Below are 24,761 nucleotides of genomic sequence, written 5' to 3'. Positions count from 1 at the left end.
GTATGCTGTGCGTCGCTGCGGATGTAGTTCAATGGTAGAACATCAGCTTCCCAAGCTGAGAACGCGGGTTCGATTCCCGTCATCCGCTCTTCGCAGGTCAGAAGGGGTGCCACCCGATCTTGGAGGCACCCCTTCTGCTATCTCCAGCAACATCACTTGGGCGCTCGCGGTGCTTTCGAGGACCTTCGAGAGCCGGTCCGCGATGTGCTGATCGGCCTCGCTCGTGGCCCGCTGGTCGATCATCCGAGAGCCTTGGCCTTTTCGCACTCGGCCCACGCCCGACTCAACGGTCGAACCGCACTGCACCGCGACGTGCCGCACTTCGTCCGTGTCGGGGTCTCCGGCCTGCATCGGGAACGGCCCCGCACGCACACTCCGTGCTTCTCCGCAGTGGCCTTCATGACCTCGGTGGACAGCGGCAGCCGCATCCGCTCAGCACGGGTAGTCACGCAGCCACCTTCATCGCCTGCTCGTCGGGCGGCATCCCAGCCTCTGCAGGTCAACGATCGAGACGTCCTCACAAGCGCCCTTGTCATGGTCGGTGTGCCACACGCCGCCGGAACGTGCTGACCTGGACTTGATCAACGAGAGGTTGGACGAAATCCCCGTGCACAACGTGCCCCCGACCTCTAAGCTCTAGCTGATCAACGACGAGGAAGCGTTCTTCGGCTTTTCTACCTGAAACCATGTGGTCGAGCGTCGGTAAGGACTTCCAGCGATGACCGCCGCGGAGCTGCTTGACCAGGCCGGAGCGCTGCTCCTCGACTTCGACGGACCAGTGTGCTCGGTCTTCGCCGGAATACCCGCAGCCGTAGTCGCCGACCAACTCCGAGCAGTCCTCGCCGACGCCGGACACAACGACTTCCCCAGCGAGGTCGCCACCAGTACCGACCCCTTTAATGTGCTGGAGTACGCCGCCTCCCTGAGTGACGAGGACGCCCGATACGTCGAGGCCGCGTTCACGGCCCACGAAGTTGAAGCAATGGCCACCGCAACACCGACCAAGGGCGCTCACGAACTAATCCACGCATGGCACGGCTCCGGCCGGCCGTTGGCGATCGTCAGCAACAACAGTGCCGCCGCGATCAGCGCCTACCTCGGCTTCTACGGCCTCCGCTCACTGGTCAATGTGGTGTCCGCCCGCGAGAGCGCCGACGTCCAGCTCCTCAAGCCGCGCCCGCACCTCCTCAACAAGGCCGTCCGGGCACTCGCCATCCCCGCTGAGCGATGCGTCTTCGTCGGCGACTCCCTGACCGACGTCGATGCCGCCAAGGCGGCCGATGTCAGTTCGATCGGCTACGCGAACAAGCCAGGCAAGCGCGACGGTTTCACGAACGCCGGAGCCGACGCGATCACCGAGGTGTTGACCGAGCTGGCCGCAGTCCGATGAAGGCCCCGGACAAGCTCGCCGACTCCGTCCGGAAACGCTGGCCCGACCGCGCGGACGCCTGGCTGACCAGCATCAGCCCCGAACTCGACGAACTGACCCGCCAGCACTCCGCGACACCCCAGCGCGTCCTACCAGCGCGGTACGCCTTCGTGGTCACTGCGACCAGCCCGCGCGGTCCACTTATCTTCCGAGCCTCACCCGACCCGGCAGCCCTCGACCAAGCCACGGTTGCCGAAACGCTGGGCCACCTCGGCGTCGGCCCCAAGATCCACCTCACGACCAGCACCGACACCGGTTCATGGACGGTCATGGAGCAGGTCATCCCCGGAACCCCACTCGCCGACGCCAACCCGGCAACCCTCGACATCGAGGCCCTGGCCTGCCCCCTTCGGGCAATGGCCGGCCAACCCGCCCCATCGACCGGCTTGCCGCTCATCACTGACTGGCTGCGCGACCGCCTCACCGACGACAACCTCACCGAACTCCCAGTCGGCGAGCAGGTAGCCCCCAAGGCTGAACGAGTCCACGCCCTCGAACTCCTCGACGAGCTGAGCGCCGACATGCGCCCCGCCCTCTGCCACGGCGACGCCTCACCCTGGAACGTCCTCGCAGGCCCCGACGGCCGGTGGAAGCTCATCGACCCCCGCGGCATGCAAGGCGAACCCGAATACGACGCCGCCGTCATGGCTTACAAGCTTGAGCGTTTCCTACGACTTCCTGACGTCGCGGCGCCGCTCACCACTGTCGGGGCACTGGACCTCACACGGAGGTCGGCATGGGGGAAAATCGTTCGCGCAGCCCGCGTTTGACGCACAGAGGAAGCGAAACGTGCGATGTAGAAAACAAGAGCAGTCTCTAATTCTGCGTCTTTGTGTGGTTTCAACAATTAAGACACAGCTGCATCAAAACGCGCCCGCGCTTGGCGGATATGCCGGGAAGTGATTCCGGCAGGCGATGCGACCTCAGGAAGTTTAAGGTCGTCCGAAAAGAACATGACCTCTGTTCCCTTCCCTGCCGCTGCAGCGCTATAGCCAAGCTGATAGCGGATACTGGAGCAGCTTTTATACAGCTCAAGTATCTCAGGTGCCGCGTCGTATGACACGATCCAAGGTGCGGTTACGTCTTCCAGTGCGGCCCGGATATTCACGTGGTCTTGATGAGTATAGAAGTTGTCGTAAAGTCCAGACCCTTTGACATAGTATGGGGGATCCAAATAGATAAGTGATTCTCCAGATCGAACTTCCGGACTTCGGATCAAAGCACCGGCATCCATCCTGCTCAGAGTAATTTTACGTCGATATTTCGCGATACTGGAAATGCGCTCACACAAGGAAGCTCGATCAAATCGCGCATCCATCTTCCACTTGCCGTCCTGAGCCAATCCGCCAATCAATCCTCCGCCTGCAACGATCCCTGAGCGGTTAGTCCTATTCAGGTAGAACGTCGCGAAGCCCAGATCTTCGAGGGAAGACGACGGGTCCGCATATATCTCACGCTGCCGTCGCCACTCGGACACAGATAGGTCAACTTCCATGATCCTTGCGCAAAAGAAATCGGTCTTCCTCAAAGCGGTCTTCCAGAAAGCGTATACGCCACGATTCAAATCGTTGATATGAACGGTGCTGACGTACCCTTCGAGGAGAAGCGATAAGGCCACACTTGCGCCGCCGGCATAAGGCTCGATATATTTTCTACCCTGGAACGAATTTTCCAGGACGAGCAATTTTATGAAGTTAGCAACCTTCCCTTTGCCGCCGGGGTACCGTAGAGGTGAGACGTAGCGAGCAAACTTCTGTCGTCCCGTTGATTCTTTCATCGTTCCCATACTGACATCAGGAATGGCTGCATCTCGTCCCATGCGGCACGAATATCGGTCGAGATAGGAAACGAGTAACGGTTGTGAACGTATTGGTGCAGGGTTACAACGCTCCCAGCCATACCTGTCGCACTGTCAGCGATTCTTCCCACCGTCCTTTCGAGCGCCTGATCTATTTTACCAACACTCCGAAGATGTGCGGCTACCTCTTTCATCTTGCGCGCAAGCGGCAAATTTCGTCGCTGATTCTCGTCGAGAAGATTGTTGGCAGCGAGATGGTGATCGATACTCAACTCGACGAACACTCGCAAAGTTACCGCCGATGCGTTTGGATAAAGGTTGGTGTCCAGCTTGCGCAATTCATGGTAGATCGCGTTGACGCGTCCGTCAGTAATCCATAGATTGCAGCTGGAGGGAATTACCGTCGACCTTTGCGAAATTGGTTTAGAGCGACTTCTACTGGCTTTGGTGTCTGACGGATCCTCAGATGAAGCGCCTGAGAGATTATCGGGGCCATTCGCGGAGGTAGAGTTTCCATCGCCATCGTGGCCATTGCTCGAATCGGTCGGCGCTTGCGCCCTGAAGCTGCCTTCTTCACTTTTGTTCGCCGCGCCATAAGAATCATTACCCTGATGGCTCCCTGAGCTGACATTCAATTCGGCAAGGGGAACCGGTGTGGCCAGCTCGGTGCCGCGAGTCGGGAGGCGGTCTGGCCCAAATTCTTGCAGATATGTCTCGCGGTCTTCTTTGTGATAAACGTCGGCTACCTTTTTGCGGGCGGTGCGAAAATCCTCTACAACCGCGCGAAGTCCCTTCAGCACCTCTATTGCAGGGTATTTTGACAGGACGACTCCGCGGGTCAGCTCGATCCCCAACTTCTCGCGTACGGCAGGATCGGCGACCAATCGTTGCAGCGTCGTAATAATTCGGTTATTGCTAGGGGAGCTAAGCGGCTGCATTCGGTCGACGAAGTCAAGAACTTGACCACCTGCGCTCCGCATCTTTCCACGAGCGCCGTGGCGGCTCAGGTAACGATCCTTCTCATTGGAATCCCATTCAACGAGTCCGACACCGCCATTCGCTCCAGTATGGCGAAGTTCGATCCAGTGGCGGGCGTCCTCCTCGCGTTCGAAGACAACGCACGACACCGAAGTTACGGGATTCGAGGAGAACTCCGCCGCTAAGGCCGAGATTCTTTTTCGTATCGCGGACGTGAGCTGAGTTTCGGAAAGTATCGAAGGACGTTTCAAGCTCTTCAACGCGAGTAAGCGTCGGTTGCCCTCAATGACACGAAACTTGCCGTCCGGAGCGTCTTCTGGCGTGACGGCTAGTGAGATCGTCGGGTCAAGGCCGTACTGTACGATGTCGGTAGCGATCTCCACCAGTTGGCTGCCAAGTTTATTGGCGAGTGCAGTCACTGTCGAGGGCTGATCCGGTTGCACTTCGCCGAGGCGCGCGTTTGACTGATCAAGCAACAGCTTGGATACCGGAATTACCTGGGCTTTCCTGGCCATGTCCCCCCGCATCAAACGACTTCCGCACCTGCCCTGCAACTCTATCGCGCGACAACTCGAAGATCGAGATGGACGTCACCTGATGTTGATCACGGCCCAGTAACGCTACCCGAACGGACGAATCGCCAAGTTCCCGACCCTAACCGTCAAGAGACAGCTGGAGGTGTTCTAGGGCGGTCGCGGCGAGTTGCACAGTTTCCTACTGCCGAATCCGGCTCTATGGGATCAAGGCGGCGCGCAGGCGCGCCGCAGGCCGCTCGGCCTGCCGCTTCGCTTCGGCCGGCGGCCGCACCGAGGCACCTGGTGCGCCCTCCTCGTGTAACCTGCCACTTCACTGATCTAGAAGAGGGCTACGGCTCAAAAGCGCCGCCAACGCAGATGGCTGGTCGTATGGCTGCCCTGTGCGGTACCGGCGCTCCTCCTCGATTGACCGGAGCTTGCCGTACAGGATCCGGGTAAGCGCTGGCAGCGTCGCCCAGCGACCCAACACCTCAGCATCGGCGAAGCTAGGGTTGCCGGAGACCCAAGCAACGAGCTCGCTAATCGACGACGATCGTTGCTTTGACAGCTCAATCCCGGTCAATAGACCCTGAACAGCTTCGACACACGCCCCAGCGGGCCACGAGTTGAACAGAATCCGGTCCTTGAGGTCGTGGCAGTCCAAACACGCCGCCACTATTGCCGTTCCACGGGCAACCTTCGGCACGGGGAAGTGGTCGTGCTCATGGCGGTCGTCCAAGGTTTCGTCGCAGTAGAAGCACGTCAAACACGAGCACTTGCGCATCTTGACAAGGCGACGTGCCGTCTTCGGATCCATACATCCTCACCTACGCGCCACGCAGGACCAGTTCAGCCCCTTAACAGGGTCATCTGCAAACGACCGGTCGACCGTTACAACGCTCCTAAGCCAACCTCCGGCGGCCAGGGCTCCGCCCCGGACCCCGGCACCGCTCCGGAGATCAGGGAAAGGCCACCACCGGTAACCTCCTCACGGCGCGCCCAAGGGCAGCCAGCCCGGCCGGCACCGGTGAAGGGCGCTTCGCGGCCTCCGGCAGACCCTTGACCGGCACCACCCGGCCTGGCAGGGGTGAACCCGCGCCGCGAGGAGATCACCTCAGCCGGAAGTGTGCAGGTGGGAGCGCTGCCCGTCGGGCCATTAGCGGGCCATTAATGGCGGTCAACCACGGTCAACGGAGACACCCCGCGGTCACGACGAACCGCAGGTCAGGGGCGATTTCCAGGGCGGCCAGCATGATTCCCAAGCTGAGAACGCGGGTTCGATTCCCGTCATCCGCTCTTCGCGCGAAGGCCCAGGTCAGAGGGTGTCTACTCCGGACCTGGGCCTTCGTCGTTCCTTGATCGACTCGGCTCGCGTGCCATTAGCGTGCCATTAGCCCTCATCCGTGGCCCCCTGCCGGTGCTCCTCGACGAGCCGGGAGAGCCGGTCCGCGATCCGCCCGTCAGCGTCGCTGGTCGCCCGCTGGTAGATCAGGGCCGCCCGCATGTCGTCGTGCCCCATCCGGGCCATCAGGTCCTTGGTGGAGGTTCCGGCCTTGGAGGCCCAGATGTTGCCCGCGTGCCGCAGGTCGTGGAAGTGCAGCCCCTTGAGCCCCATCTTCGCGACGACCTCGGTCCAGCGAGACCGCTGGTTGAAGTTCGGCCGACGCAATGCGTTGCCGTCCCGCTCGCCCGTGAACAGCAGCGCGAGCTGATCCGGCTTCACGTAGGTGTCAAGGGCGGTGCGCAAGCGCGCCGCTGCCGACCACCACACGGCCTGCCGCTCCGCTTCGGCCGGTGGGGTCGGCCACTTAGACAGACGGACGCGGTGTCCCGGCCGTTTCTGGAGCGGGGATCACGTGTTCCAGTGGCCGTAGCGCAGCCAAAGACTCGCGACTCATCTGCGTGACAGTTTCGGCTAGAACGTCGAACTCCGTTTCACACCGTGATCGCACTAGCTGCAAAAGCTCGTGAGCCAACTTGCCCAACTGCCATACGCCTTCGGGTGTGGCGGACATGTAAAACAATGAGACAAAGGCAGCGCCAACGCCGTGGCCCTCCTCGTCGATGATTGCGCCAACTCGCACCTCTTCAAACGGGTTAACGCTGTGCGCGACGTGCTTGTCCCTCATGTCGAGGAGGAATTGATGCCATCCCTCAACCTCACCCTGAAGGGCTAACGAGCGGACATCTTCGATCGTTAACCCAGTGCGTTTGCCTCGCTCGAAACACCGCTTGTAGGCAACCAACGCCGAAGACCACATCGCCCTGATTAGGAGCGAATCGTGATCTTCTTCAGCTTTCTCGAACTCCGCCATGAGGCGGTTAGAAGCCTCGACTACAAGCTCAGGTCACTCGCGAGCGAGACGAGACTTGCGAAAGTGCGAGCTTGCGCTGTTCTGATTTCTCTTGCGGGTACGCCTTGCTTGTTGGGCGCTTCGTTCACGTCAGTCATCAGGCCCCTCAGATCCACGAGGTAGAGAAGCGGCAAGCGTAGGCTTTCGCCAGGCACGGGCCCTCACCCGGCTCCGCGATGCTGGTGTCACCGAGTTCATGGCCGCGCCCTACGGAACCGCAGCCGAACAAAACCGGACTGTCGGCCTGCTCGCCGAGTTGGCCCACTGAAGCGGCGGAGGGGCGCAGATGCTGAACATCACGGCCGAGGACCGGGTCGCGATTCATGAAGTGATCGCCTTGCACGGACATGTGGCGGACGATCGGGATTGGGATCGGCTCGATGAGGTGTTCACCGACGATGTCGTCTTCGACGTCACGGACTACGGGTACGGCACGCTGCGCGGCCTGCGGGCCATGCGGGAATTGGTGCGTGGTAGCCGCGATCAGTAGGAACAGCCGTTGGCGCACCACGTCACCAATACCGTCATCGCAGACCTGGACGACGGGAGGGTGAGGGCGCGCTCGAAAGCGCTTGTGATCGCTGCCGACGGGACGAGCGGATCGGCGGTGTATGAAGATGTGCTCCGCCGGGAACCACAGGGATGGCGCATCAGCTACCGCAAGGTGTCAGCGCGCCGAGGACAGTAATGATCCGGATCTCGCTGCCTTGCCGGGACAACCGCAGTGTGCCGGCACGCCACCGCGGTACGCCTCCGGCGGGCCATCGCATCGCGCACCGGAGCCGGATTTCGCCTCCGGACACGAACTGCTCCTGCCTCCGTGACACGCGCTCCCGCCGCCGCGGTTGACCCGGATCCCGCTCCACCGACGGAGCGCCGAGCAGCGAACCCACCAGGTCGCCGAGAAGGTCCCACATCCGACACAAGCTACCGGCGCGAAACGCTGCGGCTCAGGTGTGAGTCACAAACCGAATTCGATCCTGGCGAGCTCGCGGGATTCCTCCAGGCTCAACCACTCCACCGCGAGCGATTCGCAGTGTAGTGCGAATCGTCCGGCATCCCAATCGGCCAACTCGGCTTCCAGGAAACGGGCGTCGACGATCGTGTCCGTAACCGAAACGCCGAGCCACGGCAACGCCATCCACAGGTGCGCGGCGTAGTGCGGGGCCGACCAGCGCCGCCACCACAGCGCGCCGCCCACCTGGGTCCAGCGCACCTCGGGCTCGACGAAGATCAGGCCCGCACCACCCGAGCCGCGGTGTACCCGCCCGGCCCGGCGCCGGTACCGTTCGAGCCGTCGATTGTCCGGCGGCGATCCGTCCGGTGGTCGCCAGCTCACGAGCGCGCCTCCCGGTGTGGGCGCCGGGTCATCTCCCGTAGCGGTGCGGCCTGGTCTTCTCGCCCGGCCGCTGCCGATCCGGTCCGTGCGGCACCGCTGATCCGGTGGTCGGCCTGGGCCGCGGCGATCAGGAAGTCGCGCAGGCGGGCGCGGCGGTCAGGGGTGAACACGGTCGTCCTCCTCCAGACCGGTACGAACTGTCCACAACGCGGCCGCGCGGAGGGCCAGCAGCAGGGGCAGTGAACCACTCTGCTCGACCAGCGCGGGCAACGACGGCAGTTCCGCGCCGGCCGCCAGCTCGCGCCCGCAGGCGGCCAGGTCGATCTCCTCGAACCGCACGGCCGCGGTGAACTGGCGCTCCGACCGGCTCGGCCGGCGGCCGAGGAGGTCCTGCTTGCCCACCGACAACTCGGTGAGCCCGAAGAACTCCGGCTTCGCACCGCGGTCCATCCACCGCGCGAACCCGACGACCGTCGTCCGCCGGATCTCGTCACGGCCCACCCCGGTTTCCTCGCACAGTTCCCGTTCCATGCCCGCCCGCACCACCTCGTGCAGGTCGCCGCCGAGGTCGCGCGGCTCCAGGGACCCGCTGCCGGACGGCGCGAGCAGCGACTGGCTGGCCGAGTTGCGGTGGGACTGGAGCACCACCAGCACGAACCCGTCGGTCGTGACCGCCACCGTGGACACCCCGACGATGTCGGCCAGCCGGCTCTCGGCGAGCGTGCGCAGGCGTCCCGCGGTGTCGACCATCAGGTGCCGGCGCAAGTCGAAGACCTGGTCGGTGTCCCGGCGGGCGATCCGCAGCGTGGCCAGCTCGTTGGAGCACTGCGCGTCGAAGAACCGGGTGCGCTGCAGCCGGACCGGCGCGCCGTGACCGACCGACGGCAGCGGTTCACCCCGCATCCCGAGCACCCTGCCGTTGAACAGCAACCTCCCGTGCGCCCGCAGCGGCAGCACGTACGGCGCGGTCGCCTTCAGCTCCGCCGGCAGCCGGTAGGGCTCCGGCGCGACCTCGACCGGGAACCGTTGTGTCCACAGTGTCCGGTCGATCTGGTCGCTGACCAGTGCGGTTCCGCGTCCGGGCAGGTCGAGGTAACGGGCGGCGGGGTAGCCGGCCGGGGGTGGCACGTCGGCGTGCGGGAAGGGTGCGGCGATCGTGGCGAACTCGTAGGCCGCCCAGCGGCCGCGCAGCATCCGCACGTCGCGCACGAGCGTCAGGACACCGAGGGCCAGTGCGACCACCGACAGCACGATGCCGACCGCGCTCGGCACCAGCGTGACGAGGCCGAGCAGCACGCCGAGCGCCGAGACGAACACCGGCCATTCACGAGATCCGATGAACCAGAGGTAGTCGGCCTTCGCCCTGGCGCGGTGAGTCAGCTTGCCCATCGAGCATGGTGTCTACCAGAAAGCGGCACCGATCGGGCGAAATGATCGGATCGCCGGGGCGGTCGCTAGCCGCCGGAGTGCATGTCCTCGGCCTCGGGCACCAGGTCGTCGTCAGGGTTGTCGAGCCAGCCGTGCGGCAGCGTGACCTTGCCGGGCGAGCCCTGCCGGCCGCGCGGGCCGAGCGCGTCGGCGGGGAAGGGCGCCGCGTGGTCGAGCTGGCCGATCAGCTCGTCGAGCTCGGCCATCGACGACACCATCGCGAACCGGCGGCGCAGCTCGGAGCCGACCGGGAAGCCCATGAAGTACCAGGCCATGTGCTTGCGCAGGTCCCGCATCGCCTTGTCGTGGCCGTCGTGCTGGACCAGCAGCTCCGCGTGCCGCCGCAGCACCTGCGCGACCTCGCCGAGGCTGGGCCCGGCCGGGATCGGCCGGCCCGCGAACGCCGCCTCCAGCTCGCCGAACAGCCACGGCCGGCCGAGGCATCCCCGGCCGACGACCACGCCGTCGCACCCGGTCTCGGCGACCATCCGCAGCGCGTCGTCCGCGGTGAAGATGTCGCCGTTGCCCAGAACCGGGATGGTCTGCACGGCTTCCTTCAGGCGGGCGATGGCGCTCCAGTCCGCCTTGCCCGAGTAGCGCTGCGCGGCCGTGCGGGCGTGCAGCGACACCGCCGCCGCGCCCTCGGCCTCGGCGATGCGGCCGGCGTCGAGGAAGGTGTGGTGGTCGTCGTCGATGCCGATGCGGAACTTCACCGTGAACGGCACACCCGCGGCGCCGGCGGCCTCCACCGAGGCCCGCACGATCTGCGCGAAGAGCTTCCGCTTGTACGGCAGGGCCGCGCCGCCGCCCTTGCGGGTGACCTTGGCGACCGGGCAGCCGAAGTTGCTGTCGATGTGGTCCGCCAGGCCCTCACCGACGATGATCTTGACCGCTTCCCGCATGGTTTTCGGGTCGACGCCGTAGAGCTGCATCGACCGGGGGTGTTCGCCCCGGTCGAAGGTCATCATGTGCATCGTGCCCGGATGACGCTCGACGACGGCGCGGGCGGTGATCATCTCGCACACGTACAGCCCCGCGCCGTACTCGCGGCACAGGCGCCGGAACGCCACGTTCGTGATGCCGGCCATGGGGGCGAGCACCACCGGGGGATCGACCTGGTACGGGCCGATCTTCAGTGCGGGCTTGCTCAGGGTCGCGGTCACGTCCGCCATTGTCCCCGGTGACCCCGGCCACCCGTGCCTCAGGTGCGCTTGACCGCCGGGATCTCGGCGTGGCGGCGCGAGCGGGGCCGCCCGGCGGACACCATCCACAGGACCTTGCCGTCGGGGTACGTACCGCCGACGCAGGTCAGGCGGCGGCACACCACCTCGGCGCTGTGACCGGCCGCTCCCAGCTCGATGCACAGGTGCGGGATGTCGACCGTCGGGCTCTGCAGGACGTGGTCCTCGGCCCGGCCCACCACGATGTCGGCGAACCGGAGCTGGTCGAAGCGCATCGACAGGACACCCTCGAACAACAGTTCGACGAGGTCCTCCGGGTCGTCGTCGGTGCGCAGGACCAGCTCCGAGTGCTCAACGCTGTAGCGCCACAAGCGGAAGGCCCGGGACGAGCTGAACAACGGCTCCGGCTGGTTCATGTCCCCAGTATGGGTGCTTGCGCCGGGCCGCGCGGGCCGCCGTCACCGGATCAGTGGTTCCGGAGTCCGAAGTGGACCGGGTTCTCCTGGAACGTGGCGGCGCAGCGGAATCCCGTGCGGGGTCCCCGTCCCGCTGGCCTCAGTGCTTCGCCGCATAACGGCGCCACAGGCGGCGTGGCTCGGGTTCGCGTGGGGCCGGCACCAGGAAGTACGCCAGGCACTCGGCACACGTCTTGCCCGGCGGGGCGGTCATCGCGGCCGGGAGGAAACGTGCCCCGCACACCGCTTCCAGCTCGAGGCCCGGTGCCATCGCCGTGTCCGGCACCGCGTGCTCGGCGGTGCCCTCGGCGCTGGTCACCCAGACCGGATGGTCGTCCGGGGTCGCTTCCACCGCCCCTCCCCTCGTCCGCCCTTTGTTCGGTCGTACCCGACCGGCCGACGTTCCACGCCGGACTTCACCTGGATTTCACCTGGTCGTGGCTCCCCCGCGCGAACCGGATCCGTCCGTGCCGCGGAACCTGGCCGCCGCTCCCGCACGCGCTGGAGTGGCCGAGCGCTGCCGCCTACCCTGGCTGGCGAGGAGGTGGCCCGTGTCGGTCGTCGATGTCGCTGATCTTGTCCGGGGCCGGGGGGCGCGGCTCCTGGTCGGCACCGATCGGGTCGAAGCCGTCGTCGATGCCTGCGCGTCGACCGTCCGCCCGCACACCCTGCGGGTCCGCGATCGGAGCAACCGCCTCGCCGCTCGCCTCGAGTGCGTGACCAGCGGCGCGATCTCGATGAGCCGTCTGTCCTACGGCGCGGACGTGACGATTTCCGAAGCGGCGCCCGAGCAGGACGAGTTCATCCTCGCCCTGCCGGTGGCCGGGCAAAGCCGGTTCACGTATTCGGGTGCGACGGCACTGCTGGGACCTGGCGCCATGTCGGTCGTCAGTCCCTACAGCAAGTTCCGGCTCGACATCGACGGCGGGTTCGACCAGGTGCTGGTCCGCTTCGACCGGCGGCGGGTCGAGCAGGCGGCCGGGTCCCTCACGGGGGCGGCCGGCTTGGTGCCGGTGCACTTCTCGCTGGCGGCGAGTCACGCCACACCAAGTGTGCTGAACCTGATCGAGGCCGCGCTCCGGATGGCGTTCGAGCCGGGTTCCGGCGGCCCCCGGTCCCGGCTCGCGTCCCAACTCGAGTCGGTTCTCATCGAGACGCTGCTGCTCGTGTACCCGAGCAACCTCACGGCTCGACTCGGCGGCATGGCCGAGTCCCTGTCCGCGCAGCGGGTGGCCCAGGCGATGGAGTACATGGTGGCGAACCTGTCAGAGCCGTTCCCGCTGTCGGCGGTTGCGCACCACTGCGGGGTGACGCTGCGGAGTCTGCAAGCCGGCTTTCGGCGCGAGCTCGGCATGTCACCCGGAGAGTGGCTGCGCGCCGAGCGGCTCGACCGTGCGTACGCGCAGCTGTCGGCGGCGGATCCGGACGGCGTGACGGTCACCGCGACCGCTTTGAGCTGCGGATTCGTGCACTTGGGTGACTTCGCTGCCCGGTTCAGGTCTCGGTTCGGCGAGGTCCCGTCGGCCGTGCTCCGCCGGCCTCCGTACGGCACCGCCTCGTCGCGAACCTGATAGCCGTCGTTCGCGTACGCGCTATCGGCGGACCGGCCCCGATCCCAGACTCAACGCACCAAATCGAGCGGATCGGGCCGCGGCGGCGAATTGCCGGCGAAGCCCGCCGGCAATTGAGGAGTCAACATGTCCCTATCCGTGGCGGACAAGCTGGCGATCGTCGAGCTGTCGAACACGCACATGCGCGCGCTCGACGACCACGACGTGGACGCGTGGGTGGGTGCGTGGCTGCCGGACGGCGAGTTCGTCGCCACGTACGGCACCTTCACCGGGCACGCGGCGATCCGCGGGTTCATCGACGCGCACATCGCGGCCGGCAAGGAGGACGGCGCCCGCCACCTCATGACGAACTACGTGGTCGACGGCGACGGTGACACGGCGACCATCACGTGCGCCGTCACCAAGCTGCAAGTCGAGAAGCCGCCGTACATCATCGCCTCCGGCATCTACCGCGACGTCGTGGAGCGGACCCCGGAGGGCTGGCGGTTCCGGACCCGGCGGCTGGACATCGACAACGGTGTCTTCGCCCGGGCTGAGGCCGAGGCGGCCCTCAACGGGAAGCCGGCATGAGCGGGCTCGCCGCGGAGCGGTGGGGAACCTCCGGTCCCCGCATCGTCATGGTGCACGGCAGCCTGAGTTCCGCGGCTGCCGCGTTCGGCGAGCAGCAGGTGCTGGCCGACCGCTACCGGATCGTCGCGCCGTACCGCCGTGGATACCGGCCCAGCCCGATGACGGACAGGATCGATCCGGACCGCGATGCCGCCGAGATCGTCGAGTTCCTCGGCGAGGACGGTGCCCACCTGGTCGGCACGTCGATGGGTGGCGTGGTCGCCATGCGGGCCGCGGCCCTGGCGCCGGAGAAGGTGCGCTCGCTCACCGTGATCGAGCCACCGGCCCTGCCCAACGGGGCCGGCCGGCCGGCGGCCGACGCGCTGGGCGTCGCACTCCGCGAGTACTGGGCCGGGGCGGACAGCCGGGACCTGGAGTCGTTCGCAGCCGGGTTCCTGAAGGTGCTCGACATCGACCTCCAGCTGCCGTCGCCGCTCCCGGCGGCGATGCGGGAGGCAGTCCGCAACCTGACGACCGAACGGCCGTGGGAGACCGGGGCGCCCGTGGAGAAACTCGCCAGGGCACCGTTCCCCAAGCTGGTCGTGACCGGTGGCGGAACGCCCGGATTCGAGGACGTGGCCGACGCGCTCGCGCTCGCGCTCCCCGCCAAGCGCGTGCTGTTCCCGGGCAGTCCGCATGCCGTCCAGCGGATCGGCCGGCCGTTCAACGACGAGCTCGTGGCGCATCTCGAAACAGCCGGCTGAGACCAGTACCGGGTCCCTGGCCCTTGCGTGAGGAGCTGAACCATGTCCATCGCGGAACTGGCGAACCTCGTCCGGGGCCAGGGCACCCGGCTGCTGGCCGCCACCGAGAACGCCGACGCGGTGGTGGACGCCTGCACGTCCGCCCTGCGGCCGCACGCGTTGCGGCTGCGTGGCCGCGGCGGCCGCCTCGCCACCCGTCTGGATCACCTCGGCAGCGGATCCCTCTCGCTGAACCGCCTGTACTACGGGGCCGACGTCACCGTTTCCGAGGTGACGCCGGAGGAGGACAACTTCCTCCTCACCCTGCCCATCTCCGGCCGGGCCCGGTACCGCTACGGCGGACAGGCCGCGATCCTGGAGGCCGGTACGGCGTCGGTCGTCAGCCCGTACGGCGACTTCCGGTTCGAGATCGACGGCGAGTTCGACCAGATCGTGCTGCGGCTGGATCGGCGGCGGGTCGAGCGGACGGCAGCAGTGCTCGCCGGCACCACCGGGTCGGTGCCGGTCCAGTTCGAACTCGCCGTGCACCGAGTCTCCGGCGGGCTGCTGGCGCTCATCGAGGCCGCCGTCCGGCTGGTCGGCGACCCGCGCCTCGACGGTCGGTTGCGGCTGGTCCACCAGCTCGACTCGCTGCTGGTCGAGACCTTGCTGCTCAGCCACCCGAGCAATCTGTCCGACCGGTTCGGGGGCACGGCCGCGTCCCCGTCAACGAGCCGTGTCCGGCGCGCGATGGAGTACATGCTGGCCCACCTGTCCGAGCCGTTGTCGCTGGCTGATGTGGCGCGGCAGTGCGACGTCTCGCTGCGGAGCCTGCAGATCGGGTTCCGCCGTGAGGTCGGCCTGTCTCCGCGCGAGTGGCTGCGCGCGGAGCGCCTCGACCGTGCCCACGACCTGCTGGCCGCGGCCGCGCCGGACGCGACCACGGTGACGGCGACGGCGCTGGGCTGTGGCTTCGTCCATCTCGGAGATTTCGCCGCGCAGTTCAAGCAGCGCTTCGGCGTCTCCCCGTCGGCCGTGCTGCGCGGATCCGATCGTGGGAGTTCGTCCAGGCGGTAGTTGCGCCCCGGTGCTTCTCGCAGACTCGACGTACCGAATTCCAGCGTAGAGATGCGGAGCGACCAATGCGGTTCTTTCCGGACAGCAGGACCTGATCATGCGCGTCAGCCTGTTGCAGATCGCCAGCCGAGACGACGAAAGCCCGCAGGCCCGGTTGCGCCGGGTGTCGCGCGCCGTGCTCGCCGAACCGGACCTGCGGGAGTCCGACCTGCTCGTCCTGCCCGAGCTGTGGACCATGGGCTACTTCGCCTTCGACGCCTACGAAAACGGCGCCGAAGCGCTGGACGGCACGACGGTGTCGGCGGCACGCGAGTGGGCCACCGAGTTCCGGCTGCACGTGCACCTGGGCAGCTTCGTCGAACGGGACGAGCGCGGCCTGCTGCACAACACCTCGGTCGTGCTCGGACCGGACGCGCGGATCCGCGCCGTGTACCGCAAGGTGCACCTCTTCGGTTACGGGTCGCGGGAATCCCAGCTGCTGACCTCGGGTGCCGACGTCACGGTGAGCGAGATCGGCGGAGTACCCACGGGCATCACGACCTGTTACGACCTGCGTTTCCCCGAGCTGTTCCGGAGCATGGTGGACACCGGGGCCGAGCAGTTCGCCGTGTGCGCGGCGTGGCCGGCTGCCCGGCTGGCGCACTGGCGGCTCTTCACCGAGGTGCGCGCCGTCGAGCAGCAGGCCTACCTGATCGCCGCGAACGCCGTCGGCACCCAGCACGGGGTGGAGCTCGGTGGGCACTCGCGGGTGGTCGACCCAACCGGCGAAGTACTGGCCGAGGCGGGTCGCGACGAGGGCTTCACGCACGTCGACCTGGATCCCGGACTGCCCCGCCGGGTCCGTGCGGAGTTCCCGGCACTCGCCGACCGACGCTGGACCGGCCGTCCCGCGGAGGAGGTGCTCGCATGACGGCGCTGCGCTTCACGATCGCCGGTGGGGGTGACGTGCTGCTCACCCCGACCGATCTCACGATCGCCGGCTACACCGGCCGCGATCAGGCCGCCGTTCGGCACCACATCGCCGAGCTCGCCGCGATCGGCGTACCGGAGCCGGAAACGGTCCCGGCGTTCTTCGACCTCGACCCCGGACTCCTCACCTGCGCGGCCGAGGTGACGGTGAGCGGTCCGAGCACCTCCGGCGAGGTCGAGCCCGTGCTGATCGTGACCGGCGGGCACCACTACCTCACCGTCGGCTCCGACCACACCGACCGGGCACTGGAACGGCAGAGCATCGCCGGGTCCAAAGCGGCCTGCCCCAAGCCCGTCGCCCGGTCCGTGATCGACCTCGGCGCCGACCCGTCGGCCCTGCCCTGGGACGACATCGTCGCGCGGAGCTGGGTCGACCACGAGCCCTACCAGGAGGGCACCCTGGCCGGCCTGCTGCCGGCCGTCGACGTCCTGGAGAGCCGGGGCCGCCCACCCACCGACGGCTCCGACCACTCCGTCCTCGTCCTGTTCGGCGGCACCCTGCCGCTGCTGGACGGCGCGTTCCGCTACGGCCGCGACTGGCGGCTGAGTTTGCACGTCCCCGGATTCGACCCCATCGAACACACCTACCACGCAAGAGTGAGGAGCACCTGATGCGTACCGGCAAGAACTATCTCGCCTCGCTCGACGACGGACGCCGCGTCATCGTCGACGGCGCCCCGGTCGACGACGTCTCGTCGCACCCGGCGTTCGCCCCGATCGCCGCGACGATCGCCGAACTCTTCGACCTGGCAGCTGATCCCGCCAACGGGATGCAAGCCCCGGGCCCGGTTACCGGCGAGCCGGTGAACCGGCTCTACCTGCCGCCGCGCTCGCCGGAGGACCTGCGCTCGTGGCGGACCGCCGCCCAGGTCTGGGCCGACCACACCCACGGTTGGGTGGGACGCTCACCCGACCACGTCGGCGCCTTCCTGGCCGCGTTCAGCGCCCACCCGGAGGCGTTCGGCGACGAGCACGGCCTGCGGCAGAACGTGCTGGACTTCCAGCGGCGGGTCGTCGAGAACGACCTGTACGTGTCGTACGCGATCATCCCGCCCCAGGTCTCCCGCGCCACCACCGCGCACGCGTGGGAGGGGGACCTCGTCCAGGTCGGCGTCAAGGAGGTGCGCGACGACGGCATCGTGGTCCGCGGTGCCCAGATGCTGGCGACCGGCGGTGCCGTGGCCGACGAGATCCTGGTGTCCTGCATCAAGCCGTTGCAGGCCGAGGACCAGGACTTCGCCAACAGCTTCACCGTGCCGGTGAACGCACCGGGACTGACGCTGTACTGCCGCCGCCCCTACGCCACCGCGACCACCAGCGCGTTCGACTACCCGCTGAGTGCGCGGTACGACGAGACGGACGCGCTGCTCGTGTTCGACGACGTGTTCATCCCGTGGAAGGACGTGTTCGTCTTCAAGGACGTCGCCGGGTTGCGGAAGCAGTTCTTCGACACCGGGGCGCACGCGCTGGGCAACTGGCAGGCCCAGATCCGCTTCGCCACCAAGCTGGGCTTCCTGGCCGGCATCGCCCGCAAGATCGCTGCGGTGAACGGCGTGGACAAGTTCCCCGGCGTCGTCGAGAAGCTCGGCGAGCTCGCCAGCCTGGTCAGTGTCGTCCGGTCCGGGGTGCTGGCCGCCGAGTACACGGCAGCGCCGGACGACCAGGGACTGCTGCGCCCCGGCGGTCAGGCGCTGTACGGCGCGATGGGCCTGCAGGCCGAGGTGCACCCGCGGGTCATCGGCATCCTGCGGGAGCTGGCGGGAGGTGGTGTGTTGCAGGTGCCGTCGAGCGTCGCGGAGCTGGTCGGCGCAACCACCCGCGACGACATGGAGCGCTACGTCAGCAGCCCGGGTGTCGACGCCGTCGAACGGGTGAAGCTGTTCAAGCTCGCGTGGGATGCAGTCGGCAGCGAATTCGCCGGGCGGCACCAGCAGTACGAGTTGTTCTACGCCGGCGCCCCGTTCGTCGTGAAGGGGTACGCGTTCCGCAACTTCGACTACAGCACGCCGGTGCGGGCCGTCGACGCCTTCCTCGGCTCCTACGGAACGGAGGCGTGATGAAACCCGAGTACGAGTTCTTCCCGGTCACCGACGTCGAGTTCACCGTCTGCGCAGGAGACAACCCGCTGATCACCGAGCGAATCCTGTCGCGGGACCCGGACACCGGCGTGGCTACCCGGATCCTGCGGTACGAGCCCGGGGCGGACTCCAGCGCGACCGGGGTGCAGCGGCACGAGTTCTGGGAGGAGGTCTACATCCTGGAGGGCTCGTTCGTGGACCTGACCCTGGGGCGGACCTTCACGGCGGGTGAGTACGCCTGCCGGCCGCCGGGCATGCCGCACGGCCCGTGGCGCTCGGAGGACGGCGTGCTCACCTTCGAGGTGCGCTACCCGGCCGGGTCCTGACGGGAGCGCGCACATGTCCACCCCCACGATCGACCCACTGACGATGCGCCGGGCCATGGGCCGCTTCGCCACCGGAGTGGCCGTGATCACCACCGAGGACGAGAGCGGCCCGCACGGCATGACCGTCAACTCGCTGACCTCGGTCTCGCTGGAGCCGCCGCTGCTCCTGGTCTGCTTCAACCACGGCGCGCGCAGCGCGGCTGCCGTCGAGCACGCGGGACGGTTCGTCGTCAACATCCTGGCCCGCCGCCAGAAGGAGATCGCGTTGCGCTTCGCCCAACGCGGTGCGGACCACTTCGCGGATCTCGAGCCGTCCTACGGGAGCCATTCCGTGCCGGTCGTCCCGGGCTCCCTCGCCCATCTCGACTGCGAGGTCAGCAGGACCGTCGAGGCCGGCGACCACACCATTGTCCTCGGGGCCGTCACCGCGGTGTGCAGCAACGACGGGCAGCCGCTCGGTTTCTACGCCGGGCACTTCAGCGATGTGCAGCCCCACGGGGAGGAGATCGAGCCCTGGTTCTGCTGAAAACGTGCGACAGCACCGCCTCGGCCCGTCCACCCGGTGACCACGCACATCCTCCCATAGGCTGATCCCTGTGGCCGGTCGCGACGAAGAGACCCCGAACCAGCGCCTCGCGCGGAACGTGAACGAGCTGCTCGGCGAGTTGCGCGTGGCCCAGGCCGGCGTGCAGATCCTGTTCGGGTTCCTGCTGTCGGTGGTGTTCACCGCCCAGTTCCGGTCGGCCAGCGGGTTCGAGAAGGCGGTGCACCTGGTCGCGGTCCTGCTGGCGGTGCTGTCCACGGCGCTGCTGTCGGCGCCGGCGGCGTGGCACCGGATCCTGTTCCGCGCCGGCCGGCGGGACGACATCCTGCGCGCCGGCAACCGCGCCGTGCTGGCCGGGCTGGGTTGCCTGGCGGCGGCGATCACCGCGACGGTGTCGCTGATCGCGAAGGTCGTCTACGGCCCCGTCGCGATGGCGGTCGTGGCGGTGCTGGTCGGCCTCACCTTCGCGACGTTGTGGTTCGTCACCCCGAACTTCCTGTCGAACCAGGCCGTGCGCGACACCCGGCCCTCGCCGGAACCGCCGAGCGATTCCACCCGGGCCGAATAGCGGTCCGCGGGGCTAGGGCAGCCGGTGCAGCCAGGCGCGCCAGATCAGCGCCGTGGGCAGGACGGAGGTGAACACGGTGCCGATCACGTAGAGGACCAGCACGTGCGACTGGGCCGCGACGACCAGCAGGAACAACCCGGCCACCGGGGAGCAGAGAATGCCGAGCACCGACAGCAGGATGCCGGACAGGCGCATGGGCCGGAGCTCGGCCAGACGCTGCGCCAGGCGTGGGTTTTCCGCGGCCAGTTGCCGCTCGATCTCCAACAGCCGTCGCTGTTCCTCATCGTGGAGTGCCATCGCCCGCACCGCCTCTACTGACCAGTATCGCTCGCCGGCGGCACCTTGTCACGGTGTGATCTGCGTTGTGCTTCCGCTGTTGTCCCCTGCGTGTTTACGCTCGGTAGGTAATATTACCTTCCGTTAACCCAATCGTAGGACATCAAGGGCGAGGGGAGAGCGCTCTTCCTGCGAAAACGAACCGTGCGGGAGTGCACGCGCGGGCGAGGGAGAAGATGCGAAATGAGCAAGACCGACGAGCGCGTCCGCAACGACACGCCGATCTTCGAGGCACTGCGCGAGGAGTTCGACTTCGACCGCCTGCTCGAGGACCTGACCGAGGAGCCGAAGCAGGCGGACTGACGCGTTACGGTGGTGGCCGTGAGCGGTGATCCCCGCGCGACCGCCCCGCCCCGCCCTTCGCAGCTACCCACCGTCACGGCGGTCGCGATCGGCGGCGGGCTCGGCGCGCTCGCCCGGTTCGGCCTGACCCGTGCCTGGCCGACGGCTCCCGGCCACTTCCCGTGGGCGACGTTCGCGACCAACGTCGCCGGGTGCTTCCTGATCGGCGTCCTGATGGTGATCGTCACCGAGATCCGCGTGGCCCACCCGCTGGTCCGGCCCTTCCTCGGCGTCGGCGTCCTCGGCGGCTTCACCACGTTCTCGACCTACGCCGTCGAGTTCCACAACCTCCTGTCGCCGGGCCTGGTGGCCGTCGCGTTCGCCTACCTGGCCGGGACCCTGCTGGCGGCCATGGTCGCCGTCTTCGCCGGTGCCGCCCTGACCCGCCGGCTGGCAGGCCGATGACGGCTCTGCTCGTCATCGCCGGCGCGATGGTCGGTGCGCCGCTGCGCTACCTCACCGACCGGACCGTGCAGGCGCGGCACGGGGGGCCGTTCCCCTGGGGCACGCTGCTGATCAACCTGACCGGCTGCCTCGTCCTCGGCGCCCTGGCCGGCGCGACGCTGCCCGGGCCGCTGTTCACCCTCCTCGGCACCGGCTTCTGCGGGGGCCTCACGACCTACAGCACGTTCAGCTTCGAGACGTTGCGGCTGATCGAGCAGAAGGCGTACTTCTACGCGGCGATGAACGTCGTGATCACGATCGCCGCGGGGATCGGTGCCGCGTTCGCCGGATTCGCCACCACCCAGGCGATCTTTCCGGTGTGACGTGCGTCGCGCGGCGTGCCAGGCTGGCGGCATGACCGATGCGATGCGGGCGGAGACCGTCATGATCACCGGGCACGGTGGTGACGGGATCGAGGCGTACCTGGCCAGGCCGCTCGACCCGGCGCCGCGCGGCGGGGTCGTGGTGATCCACCACATGCCCGGCTACGACGCGGCGACCAAGGAGATCGTCCGGCGGTTCGCCGTGCACGGTTACCACGCGATCTGCCCGAACCTCTACTGGCGTGAAGCTCCGGGCGCCGATCCGGACGACGCGGCCGCAACGGCCCGCGCGCGGGGCGGGGTGCCGGACGACCGGCTGGTCGGCGACGTCCAGGGCGCGATCACCCATCTCCGGGGCATCGAGGGCGCCAACGGCAGGATCGGGGTGATCGGGTACTGCTCCGGCGGACGGCAGACGTTCCTCACCGCGTGCAGCATCGAGGTCGACGCGGCCGTGGACTGCTACGGCGCGTTCGTCGTCAACGACCCGCCGCCGCAGATGGCCGGGATGAGGCCGCTGCTCGGCCTCGCGCCGGGCCTGTCCTGCCCGTTGCTCGGGCTCTTCGGCGCCGAGGACAAGTTTCCCGCGCCCGCGGAGACCGCGACGTTGTCCGCCGAACTGGACCGCCTGGGCAAACCGCACGAGTTCCACACCTACGCGGGCGCCGGGCACGGGTTCTTCGCCGTCGACCGGCCCAGCTACCGCCCCGAGGCGGCGGTGGACGGCTGGCGGCGGATCGTCGACTTCTTCGGCAAGCACCTCGCGGCGTGAGGAGATCCGGCATGTGCACCTATCTGACCGAGCAGATCGAGGTCGACGGCAGCGGTAAGTCCGCACACGGGTGGATCCCGCTGACGCACGCCTCGGTCTACGTGGACCACCCGACGCACGCGCCGTACACGCACACGGTGAACATCGACTTCCTGAACCCGGCGGAGGGACCGTCGGCCCGGGTGCCGGTGGAGCTGACCGAGGAGGCCGCGCTGGCACTGGCGGAGGCGATCCACCGGGCGATCGCCACCGCACCGGAGGGGCTGGCCTCGGCGAACCAGCCGAGGTGACCGTCGAGGACGGCCTGCCGGCGGCGGCCGAGTACCGCGCGTTGCGGGCCGCGGTGGGGTGGCCGTCGCCCGGACCGGACATCTGTGGCGCGGCACTGGAGAACTCCGCGCACGGCGTGCTCGCGCGCGACCGGGGCGAACTCGCCGGCATGGCCCGGCTCGTCGGTGACGGGGTGATGTACCTGCTGATCGTCGACGTGGTGGTCCACCCCGGACACCAGGGCCGCGGACTCGGGCAACGGATGGTGCGGCGGCTGGTCGAAGTCGCTGGCGCACGACGGGTGCAGCTCGTGGCGGCGCCGGATGTCGTGCCGTTCTACGAGCGGCTGGGGTTCGTCCGCGACCCCAGCCACCTGATGGCGTACCGCAGTGTGGGATGAGCTGGGCGAACGGTTCACGGAGTCTTAACGTGGTCCGTGGCTCATCCCCGTGGTCCGTTTTGGAGTGCTCTGTGTCCGCTGTCACCGACCGGCCGCCGGCCGGCAACTTCCTGCTGCGCTCGCCCACTTCGTGCGCGGCGCCGATCCCGGAGCCGGAGCAGCCGGTCCGCAAGGTCCCGCTGCTGATCTCCGCCGCCGGGGCGGTCGCGCTGAGCTGGTACGTCTGGGCCACCTACGGCGGCAAGTTCGGCGCACTGCTGGTCATCGGACTGTTCCTGGGCGTTGCCCTCTACCACTCGCGCTTCGGGTTCACCTCCGCCTGGCGGCAGCTGCTGGCCGTCGGCAACGGCGAGGGCCTGCGGGCGCACGCGCTGCTGCTCGGCACGGCCGCGACGCTGGTCGCGCTGCTCATCGGCACCGGGACCGGCTTGTTCGGCACCACGCCGAAGGCGACCGCAGGCCCGATCGGGCTGGCGTTGTTCGTCGGGGCAACGCTGTTCGCGGTCGGCATGCAGCTCGGCGGCGCGTGCGCGTCGGGCACGCTGTTCGCGGTCGGGGCGGGACAGTCGTCGATCGTGCTCACGCTCGGCGGCTTCATCGCCGGGTCGGTCCTCTACACCTGGGCGTTCCCGGTCTTCAACGGCTGGCCGCAGGTGTCCGGTGTGCTGCTCGCCGACCACGTCGGCTGGTGGGGTTCGTGGGCGATCACCGTCGCCGTGCTCGGGCTCGTCGTCGTCGTGACCCGGATCGTGCAGGCGCGCCGCAACCCGCCGCCGGTGGGCGTCCCGCCGACCGCGAAGGGCGTCGCGCGCGTCTTCCGCGGCTCGTGGCCGCTGCTGGCCGGCGCCGTCGTGCTGGCCGTGCTCGCCGGTGCGGTCGTGCTCGTCTCCGGCGGCACCTGGGGCGTCACGTTCGCCTTCGCGTTGTGGGGCGCCAAGTTCCTGCAGCTGCTCGGTCTGCACCCGGAGACCTGGGAGTTCTGGCAGACCACCAGCAACGCCAAGTCGCTGGCCGGTCCGATCTGGACGGACAAGACCAGCCTCACCGACATCGGCATCATCCTGGGCGCGGCGGTCGCCGCCGCGGCGGCGGGCACCTGGAAGATCCACTCCGAGATCCCGTGGCGCACCGCCGTCGCATCCGTCCTCGGCGGAATCCTCATGGGCATCGGTGCCCGGCTGGCCGGCGGCTGCAACATCGGCGCCTACCTGGCCGGCATCTCCACCGGCAGCCTGCACGGCTGGCTGTGGGGCGTGTTCGCCCTCGGCGGCACGTGGATCGGCCTGAAGCTGCGCCCGTTGTTCGGGCTCGCCAACCCGAAGCCGGCGGATTCCATCTGCTGATTCCCAAGCGCTGGAATGGCAGGACAACCACCCGGTTGTCCTGCCATTCTCGTTGCGGGGTAACACAATCCCCGACAGGTGAGAAAGGTGGGACCATGCAGAAGACCGTGATCCGGGGCCTCGTCGCGAGCGCCCTCGCCGGGGCGGCCGTGTTCGGCGCCGCGGCACCCGCGCTGGCCGCACCCGCGCCGGGCGAGGTGGCCGTCGTGGACGAGCCGGACACGACCAACCTCAACAACGCCTACACCTTCGCGCCGCTGGGCGTGCCGGTGATCGGGCTGGTCCGGTCCGTCAACGCCGCGCCGGGCAAGCTCCTGCCGAGCTTCGGCTGAGCTGAGCACCAAGAGGGCCCCGCACCACCCACCTGGTGCGGGGCCCTCTCGCGTGCCCGGCGTCAGCCGGCCAGTTCGGTCAACAGTCCGAAGACCGGTGCGAGCGCCGTGGCCGGCGCCCCGATCGCCGGGTCGAGCAGCGGACCGGCATCCGCCCCGGACACGGCCCAGATGGGCACCTCGCCGGCGCTCGCGACACCGCCACCGGCACCGAACGCCGCGGCCGCGATCACGCCACCGGCCAGCACCCTCACCACACTCCTGCGCACTTCCTGCACTCTCCTTTCCTGCTCCGCC

General features: G+C 67.9%; 32 protein-coding genes, 1 tRNA gene and 1 pseudogene. 21 read left to right on the top strand and 13 right to left on the bottom strand.

Translation table 11 applies throughout. The features are described from left to right. The first annotated feature begins 17 nt into the window (after window positions 1-17). The 3 genes from FHX45_RS17505 (at window position 18) to FHX45_RS17495 (ending at window position 2,199) form a co-directional block, all read left to right on the top strand. Window positions 18-88 (top strand) — tRNA-Gly (locus FHX45_RS17505). 630 nt (window positions 89-718) lie between these two features. Continuing rightward, window positions 719-1,390, top strand: coding sequence for an HAD family hydrolase (locus tag FHX45_RS17500; protein WP_167102868.1), 672 nt, complete (start codon window positions 719-721; stop codon window positions 1,388-1,390). Continuing rightward, a complete protein-coding gene (locus FHX45_RS17495) occupies window positions 1,387-2,199 on the top strand; it encodes a phosphotransferase (protein WP_243869086.1) in 813 nt (270 codons plus the stop codon). Before FHX45_RS17500 ends, FHX45_RS17495 begins: the two co-directional genes overlap by 4 nt. Window positions 2,200-2,276: 77 nt before the next feature. Here FHX45_RS17495 and FHX45_RS17490 read toward each other — a convergent pair whose 3' ends face one another. The 5 genes from FHX45_RS17490 to FHX45_RS17470 form a co-directional block, all read right to left on the bottom strand. After that, a complete protein-coding gene (locus tag FHX45_RS17490; protein WP_208405971.1) occupies window positions 2,277-3,248 on the bottom strand; it encodes a DNA adenine methylase in 972 nt (323 codons plus the stop codon). Then, window positions 3,203-4,720: a hypothetical protein gene (locus FHX45_RS17485; RefSeq protein ID WP_167102865.1), complete on the bottom strand. Its 1,518-nt coding sequence runs from the start codon at window positions 4,718-4,720 to the stop codon at window positions 3,203-3,205. The genes FHX45_RS17490 and FHX45_RS17485 overlap by 46 nt, the downstream gene beginning before the upstream one ends. Before the next feature lie 331 nt (window positions 4,721-5,051). Then, window positions 5,052-5,537, bottom strand: a complete 486-nt coding sequence (locus FHX45_RS17480) for a hypothetical protein (protein WP_167102862.1) — start codon at window positions 5,535-5,537, stop codon at window positions 5,052-5,054. A gap of 573 nt (window positions 5,538-6,110) precedes the next feature. Then, on the bottom strand, window positions 6,111-6,467 hold the full coding sequence (locus tag FHX45_RS17475) for a tyrosine-type recombinase/integrase (RefSeq protein WP_208405970.1): 357 nt from the start codon (window positions 6,465-6,467) through the stop codon (window positions 6,111-6,113). Window positions 6,468-6,528: 61 nt separating this feature from the next. Continuing rightward, entirely contained in the window at window positions 6,529-7,035 is a 507-nt protein-coding gene (locus FHX45_RS17470) for a hypothetical protein (protein WP_167102859.1), read from the bottom strand. 325 nt (window positions 7,036-7,360) lie between these two features. Here FHX45_RS17470 and FHX45_RS28130 point away from each other — a divergent pair. Next, window positions 7,361-7,762, top strand: a pseudogene (locus tag FHX45_RS28130) (nuclear transport factor 2 family protein). 273 nt (window positions 7,763-8,035) lie between these two features. Here FHX45_RS28130 and FHX45_RS17460 read toward each other — a convergent pair. From FHX45_RS17460 to FHX45_RS17435, 6 genes are all read right to left on the bottom strand, one after another. Next, window positions 8,036-8,413 (bottom strand): hypothetical protein, encoded by a 378-nt coding sequence (locus tag FHX45_RS17460; RefSeq protein ID WP_167102856.1) that lies wholly within the window; start codon window positions 8,411-8,413, stop codon window positions 8,036-8,038. After that, window positions 8,410-8,583 carry a hypothetical protein gene (locus tag FHX45_RS28125; protein ID WP_243869083.1) on the bottom strand — a complete coding sequence of 58 codons (174 nt, stop codon included), beginning with the start codon at window positions 8,581-8,583 and terminating at the stop codon, window positions 8,410-8,412. The genes FHX45_RS17460 and FHX45_RS28125 overlap by 4 nt, the downstream gene beginning before the upstream one ends. Beyond that, complete coding sequence (locus FHX45_RS17450; protein WP_167102853.1) at window positions 8,570-9,802, bottom strand: hypothetical protein; 1,233 nt, start codon at window positions 9,800-9,802, stop codon at window positions 8,570-8,572. The genes FHX45_RS28125 and FHX45_RS17450 overlap by 14 nt, the downstream gene beginning before the upstream one ends. A gap of 65 nt (window positions 9,803-9,867) precedes the next feature. Then, window positions 9,868-11,013, bottom strand: coding sequence for a tRNA dihydrouridine synthase DusB (gene dusB / locus FHX45_RS17445; protein ID WP_167102850.1), 1,146 nt, complete (start codon window positions 11,011-11,013; stop codon window positions 9,868-9,870). Between the two features lie 29 nt (window positions 11,014-11,042). Further along, window positions 11,043-11,438: a hypothetical protein gene (locus FHX45_RS17440; RefSeq protein ID WP_167102847.1), complete on the bottom strand. Its 396-nt coding sequence runs from the start codon at window positions 11,436-11,438 to the stop codon at window positions 11,043-11,045. Between the two features lie 139 nt (window positions 11,439-11,577). After that, entirely contained in the window at window positions 11,578-11,829 is a 252-nt protein-coding gene (locus FHX45_RS17435) for a hypothetical protein (protein WP_167102844.1), read from the bottom strand. 199 nt (window positions 11,830-12,028) lie between these two features. Here FHX45_RS17435 and FHX45_RS17430 point away from each other — a divergent pair, with 199 nt between their 5' ends. The 10 genes from FHX45_RS17430 (at window position 12,029) to FHX45_RS17385 (ending at window position 19,902) form a co-directional block, all read left to right on the top strand. Further along, window positions 12,029-13,048: an AraC-like ligand-binding domain-containing protein gene (locus FHX45_RS17430; protein ID WP_167102840.1), complete on the top strand. Its 1,020-nt coding sequence runs from the start codon at window positions 12,029-12,031 to the stop codon at window positions 13,046-13,048. Between the two features lie 126 nt (window positions 13,049-13,174). Then, complete coding sequence (locus tag FHX45_RS17425; protein WP_167102837.1) at window positions 13,175-13,618, top strand: nuclear transport factor 2 family protein; 444 nt, start codon at window positions 13,175-13,177, stop codon at window positions 13,616-13,618. Beyond that, on the top strand, window positions 13,615-14,361 hold the full coding sequence (locus FHX45_RS17420; RefSeq protein ID WP_167102834.1) for an alpha/beta fold hydrolase: 747 nt from the start codon (window positions 13,615-13,617) through the stop codon (window positions 14,359-14,361). Before FHX45_RS17425 ends, FHX45_RS17420 begins: the two co-directional genes overlap by 4 nt. A 42-nt stretch (window positions 14,362-14,403) precedes the next feature. Next, window positions 14,404-15,417 (top strand): AraC-like ligand-binding domain-containing protein, encoded by a 1,014-nt coding sequence (locus tag FHX45_RS17415; protein WP_167102830.1) that lies wholly within the window; start codon window positions 14,404-14,406, stop codon window positions 15,415-15,417. 97 nt (window positions 15,418-15,514) lie between these two features. Then, entirely contained in the window at window positions 15,515-16,327 is an 813-nt protein-coding gene (locus FHX45_RS17410; RefSeq protein ID WP_167102827.1) for a carbon-nitrogen family hydrolase, read from the top strand. Further along, a complete protein-coding gene (locus FHX45_RS17405; protein ID WP_167102824.1) occupies window positions 16,324-16,998 on the top strand; it encodes a DUF2848 family protein in 675 nt (224 codons plus the stop codon). The genes FHX45_RS17410 and FHX45_RS17405 overlap by 4 nt, the downstream gene beginning before the upstream one ends. Further along, entirely contained in the window at window positions 16,998-18,443 is a 1,446-nt protein-coding gene (locus FHX45_RS17400) for a 4-hydroxyphenylacetate 3-hydroxylase family protein (protein ID WP_167102821.1), read from the top strand. The genes FHX45_RS17405 and FHX45_RS17400 overlap by 1 nt, the downstream gene beginning before the upstream one ends. Continuing rightward, window positions 18,443-18,790, top strand: a complete 348-nt coding sequence (locus FHX45_RS17395; protein WP_208405967.1) for a cupin domain-containing protein — start codon at window positions 18,443-18,445, stop codon at window positions 18,788-18,790. Before FHX45_RS17400 ends, FHX45_RS17395 begins: the two co-directional genes overlap by 1 nt. Before the next feature lie 13 nt (window positions 18,791-18,803). Beyond that, window positions 18,804-19,316, top strand: a complete 513-nt coding sequence (locus FHX45_RS17390) for a flavin reductase family protein (protein ID WP_167102815.1) — start codon at window positions 18,804-18,806, stop codon at window positions 19,314-19,316. Window positions 19,317-19,386: 70 nt separating this feature from the next. Beyond that, a complete protein-coding gene (locus FHX45_RS17385; RefSeq protein ID WP_167102812.1) occupies window positions 19,387-19,902 on the top strand; it encodes a DUF6328 family protein in 516 nt (171 codons plus the stop codon). Between the two features lie 12 nt (window positions 19,903-19,914). Here FHX45_RS17385 and FHX45_RS17380 read toward each other — a convergent pair whose 3' ends face one another. Further along, window positions 19,915-20,199, bottom strand: coding sequence for a DUF3040 domain-containing protein (locus FHX45_RS17380; protein WP_208405966.1), 285 nt, complete (start codon window positions 20,197-20,199; stop codon window positions 19,915-19,917). A 360-nt stretch (window positions 20,200-20,559) separates the two neighbouring features. On the opposite strand from FHX45_RS17380, the gene crcB reads away from it, so the two are divergent. The 7 genes from crcB to FHX45_RS17345 all read left to right on the top strand — a co-directional run bounded on the left by crcB (window position 20,560) and on the right by FHX45_RS17345 (window position 24,464). Then, a complete protein-coding gene (crcB, locus tag FHX45_RS17375) occupies window positions 20,560-20,985 on the top strand; it encodes a fluoride efflux transporter CrcB (protein WP_341771501.1) in 426 nt (141 codons plus the stop codon). Next, the gene (locus FHX45_RS17370) at window positions 20,982-21,347 is read left to right on the top strand and encodes a fluoride efflux transporter FluC (protein ID WP_167102803.1); all 366 of its coding nucleotides are present in this window, start codon (window positions 20,982-20,984) and stop codon (window positions 21,345-21,347) included. Before crcB ends, FHX45_RS17370 begins: the two co-directional genes overlap by 4 nt. Window positions 21,348-21,378: 31 nt before the next feature. Then, complete coding sequence (locus FHX45_RS17365; RefSeq protein ID WP_167102801.1) at window positions 21,379-22,119, top strand: dienelactone hydrolase family protein; 741 nt, start codon at window positions 21,379-21,381, stop codon at window positions 22,117-22,119. A gap of 11 nt (window positions 22,120-22,130) precedes the next feature. After that, complete coding sequence (locus tag FHX45_RS17360) at window positions 22,131-22,409, top strand: DUF6295 family protein (protein ID WP_167102798.1); 279 nt, start codon at window positions 22,131-22,133, stop codon at window positions 22,407-22,409. After that, window positions 22,406-22,789: a GNAT family N-acetyltransferase gene (locus tag FHX45_RS17355; RefSeq protein WP_341771500.1), complete on the top strand. Its 384-nt coding sequence runs from the start codon at window positions 22,406-22,408 to the stop codon at window positions 22,787-22,789. Before FHX45_RS17360 ends, FHX45_RS17355 begins: the two co-directional genes overlap by 4 nt. A gap of 71 nt (window positions 22,790-22,860) precedes the next feature. Further along, entirely contained in the window at window positions 22,861-24,132 is a 1,272-nt protein-coding gene (locus FHX45_RS17350) for a YeeE/YedE thiosulfate transporter family protein (RefSeq protein ID WP_167102795.1), read from the top strand. Window positions 24,133-24,227: 95 nt separating this feature from the next. Then, window positions 24,228-24,464, top strand: a complete 237-nt coding sequence (locus tag FHX45_RS17345) for a hypothetical protein (RefSeq protein WP_167102792.1) — start codon at window positions 24,228-24,230, stop codon at window positions 24,462-24,464. 62 nt (window positions 24,465-24,526) lie between these two features. On the opposite strand, the gene FHX45_RS17340 is transcribed toward FHX45_RS17345, so the two are convergent. After that, the gene (locus FHX45_RS17340) at window positions 24,527-24,733 is read right to left on the bottom strand and encodes a hypothetical protein (protein WP_341771499.1); all 207 of its coding nucleotides are present in this window, start codon (window positions 24,731-24,733) and stop codon (window positions 24,527-24,529) included. Between the last annotated feature and the right edge of the window lie 28 nt (window positions 24,734-24,761).

Origin of the sequence: Amycolatopsis granulosa (assembly GCF_011758745.1) — a bacterium.
In the GTDB taxonomy this organism is placed as follows: Bacteria; Actinomycetota; Actinomycetes; order Mycobacteriales; family Pseudonocardiaceae; genus Amycolatopsis_E; species Amycolatopsis_E granulosa.
Note: the sequence above shows the minus strand (reverse complement) of the source record. Positions and strands in the feature narration are given on the sequence as shown.

What these genes read in the sequence shown, in the direction of transcription:
- FHX45_RS17415 (WP_167102830.1), top strand. Translation starts at nt 14,404, where the DNA reads ATGTCCATCGCGGAACTGGCGAACCTCGTCCGGGGCCAGGGCACCCGG.
- FHX45_RS17380 (WP_208405966.1), bottom strand. Translation starts at nt 20,199, where the DNA reads ATGGCACTCCACGATGAGGAACAGCGACGGCTGTTGGAGATCGAGCGG.
- FHX45_RS17360 (WP_167102798.1), top strand. Translation starts at nt 22,131, where the DNA reads ATGTGCACCTATCTGACCGAGCAGATCGAGGTCGACGGCAGCGGTAAG.
- FHX45_RS17405 (WP_167102824.1), top strand. Translation starts at nt 16,324, where the DNA reads ATGACGGCGCTGCGCTTCACGATCGCCGGTGGGGGTGACGTGCTGCTC.
- FHX45_RS17450 (WP_167102853.1), bottom strand. Translation starts at nt 9,802, where the DNA reads ATGGGCAAGCTGACTCACCGCGCCAGGGCGAAGGCCGACTACCTCTGG.
- FHX45_RS17485 (WP_167102865.1), bottom strand. Translation starts at nt 4,720, where the DNA reads ATGGCCAGGAAAGCCCAGGTAATTCCGGTATCCAAGCTGTTGCTTGAT.
- FHX45_RS17440 (WP_167102847.1), bottom strand. Translation starts at nt 11,438, where the DNA reads ATGAACCAGCCGGAGCCGTTGTTCAGCTCGTCCCGGGCCTTCCGCTTG.
- dusB (WP_167102850.1), bottom strand. Translation starts at nt 11,013, where the DNA reads ATGGCGGACGTGACCGCGACCCTGAGCAAGCCCGCACTGAAGATCGGC.
- FHX45_RS17410 (WP_167102827.1), top strand. Translation starts at nt 15,515, where the DNA reads ATGCGCGTCAGCCTGTTGCAGATCGCCAGCCGAGACGACGAAAGCCCG.
- FHX45_RS17420 (WP_167102834.1), top strand. Translation starts at nt 13,615, where the DNA reads ATGAGCGGGCTCGCCGCGGAGCGGTGGGGAACCTCCGGTCCCCGCATC.
- FHX45_RS17500 (WP_167102868.1), top strand. Translation starts at nt 719, where the DNA reads ATGACCGCCGCGGAGCTGCTTGACCAGGCCGGAGCGCTGCTCCTCGAC.
- FHX45_RS17390 (WP_167102815.1), top strand. Translation starts at nt 18,804, where the DNA reads ATGTCCACCCCCACGATCGACCCACTGACGATGCGCCGGGCCATGGGC.
- FHX45_RS17490 (WP_208405971.1), bottom strand. Translation starts at nt 3,248, where the DNA reads ATGGGACGAGATGCAGCCATTCCTGATGTCAGTATGGGAACGATGAAA.
- FHX45_RS17395 (WP_208405967.1), top strand. Translation starts at nt 18,443, where the DNA reads ATGAAACCCGAGTACGAGTTCTTCCCGGTCACCGACGTCGAGTTCACC.
- FHX45_RS17425 (WP_167102837.1), top strand. Translation starts at nt 13,175, where the DNA reads ATGTCCCTATCCGTGGCGGACAAGCTGGCGATCGTCGAGCTGTCGAAC.
- FHX45_RS17345 (WP_167102792.1), top strand. Translation starts at nt 24,228, where the DNA reads ATGCAGAAGACCGTGATCCGGGGCCTCGTCGCGAGCGCCCTCGCCGGG.
- FHX45_RS17365 (WP_167102801.1), top strand. Translation starts at nt 21,379, where the DNA reads ATGACCGATGCGATGCGGGCGGAGACCGTCATGATCACCGGGCACGGT.
- FHX45_RS17370 (WP_167102803.1), top strand. Translation starts at nt 20,982, where the DNA reads ATGACGGCTCTGCTCGTCATCGCCGGCGCGATGGTCGGTGCGCCGCTG.
- FHX45_RS17480 (WP_167102862.1), bottom strand. Translation starts at nt 5,537, where the DNA reads ATGGATCCGAAGACGGCACGTCGCCTTGTCAAGATGCGCAAGTGCTCG.
- FHX45_RS17400 (WP_167102821.1), top strand. Translation starts at nt 16,998, where the DNA reads ATGCGTACCGGCAAGAACTATCTCGCCTCGCTCGACGACGGACGCCGC.
- FHX45_RS17470 (WP_167102859.1), bottom strand. Translation starts at nt 7,035, where the DNA reads ATGGCGGAGTTCGAGAAAGCTGAAGAAGATCACGATTCGCTCCTAATC.
- FHX45_RS17495 (WP_243869086.1), top strand. Translation starts at nt 1,387, where the DNA reads ATGAAGGCCCCGGACAAGCTCGCCGACTCCGTCCGGAAACGCTGGCCC.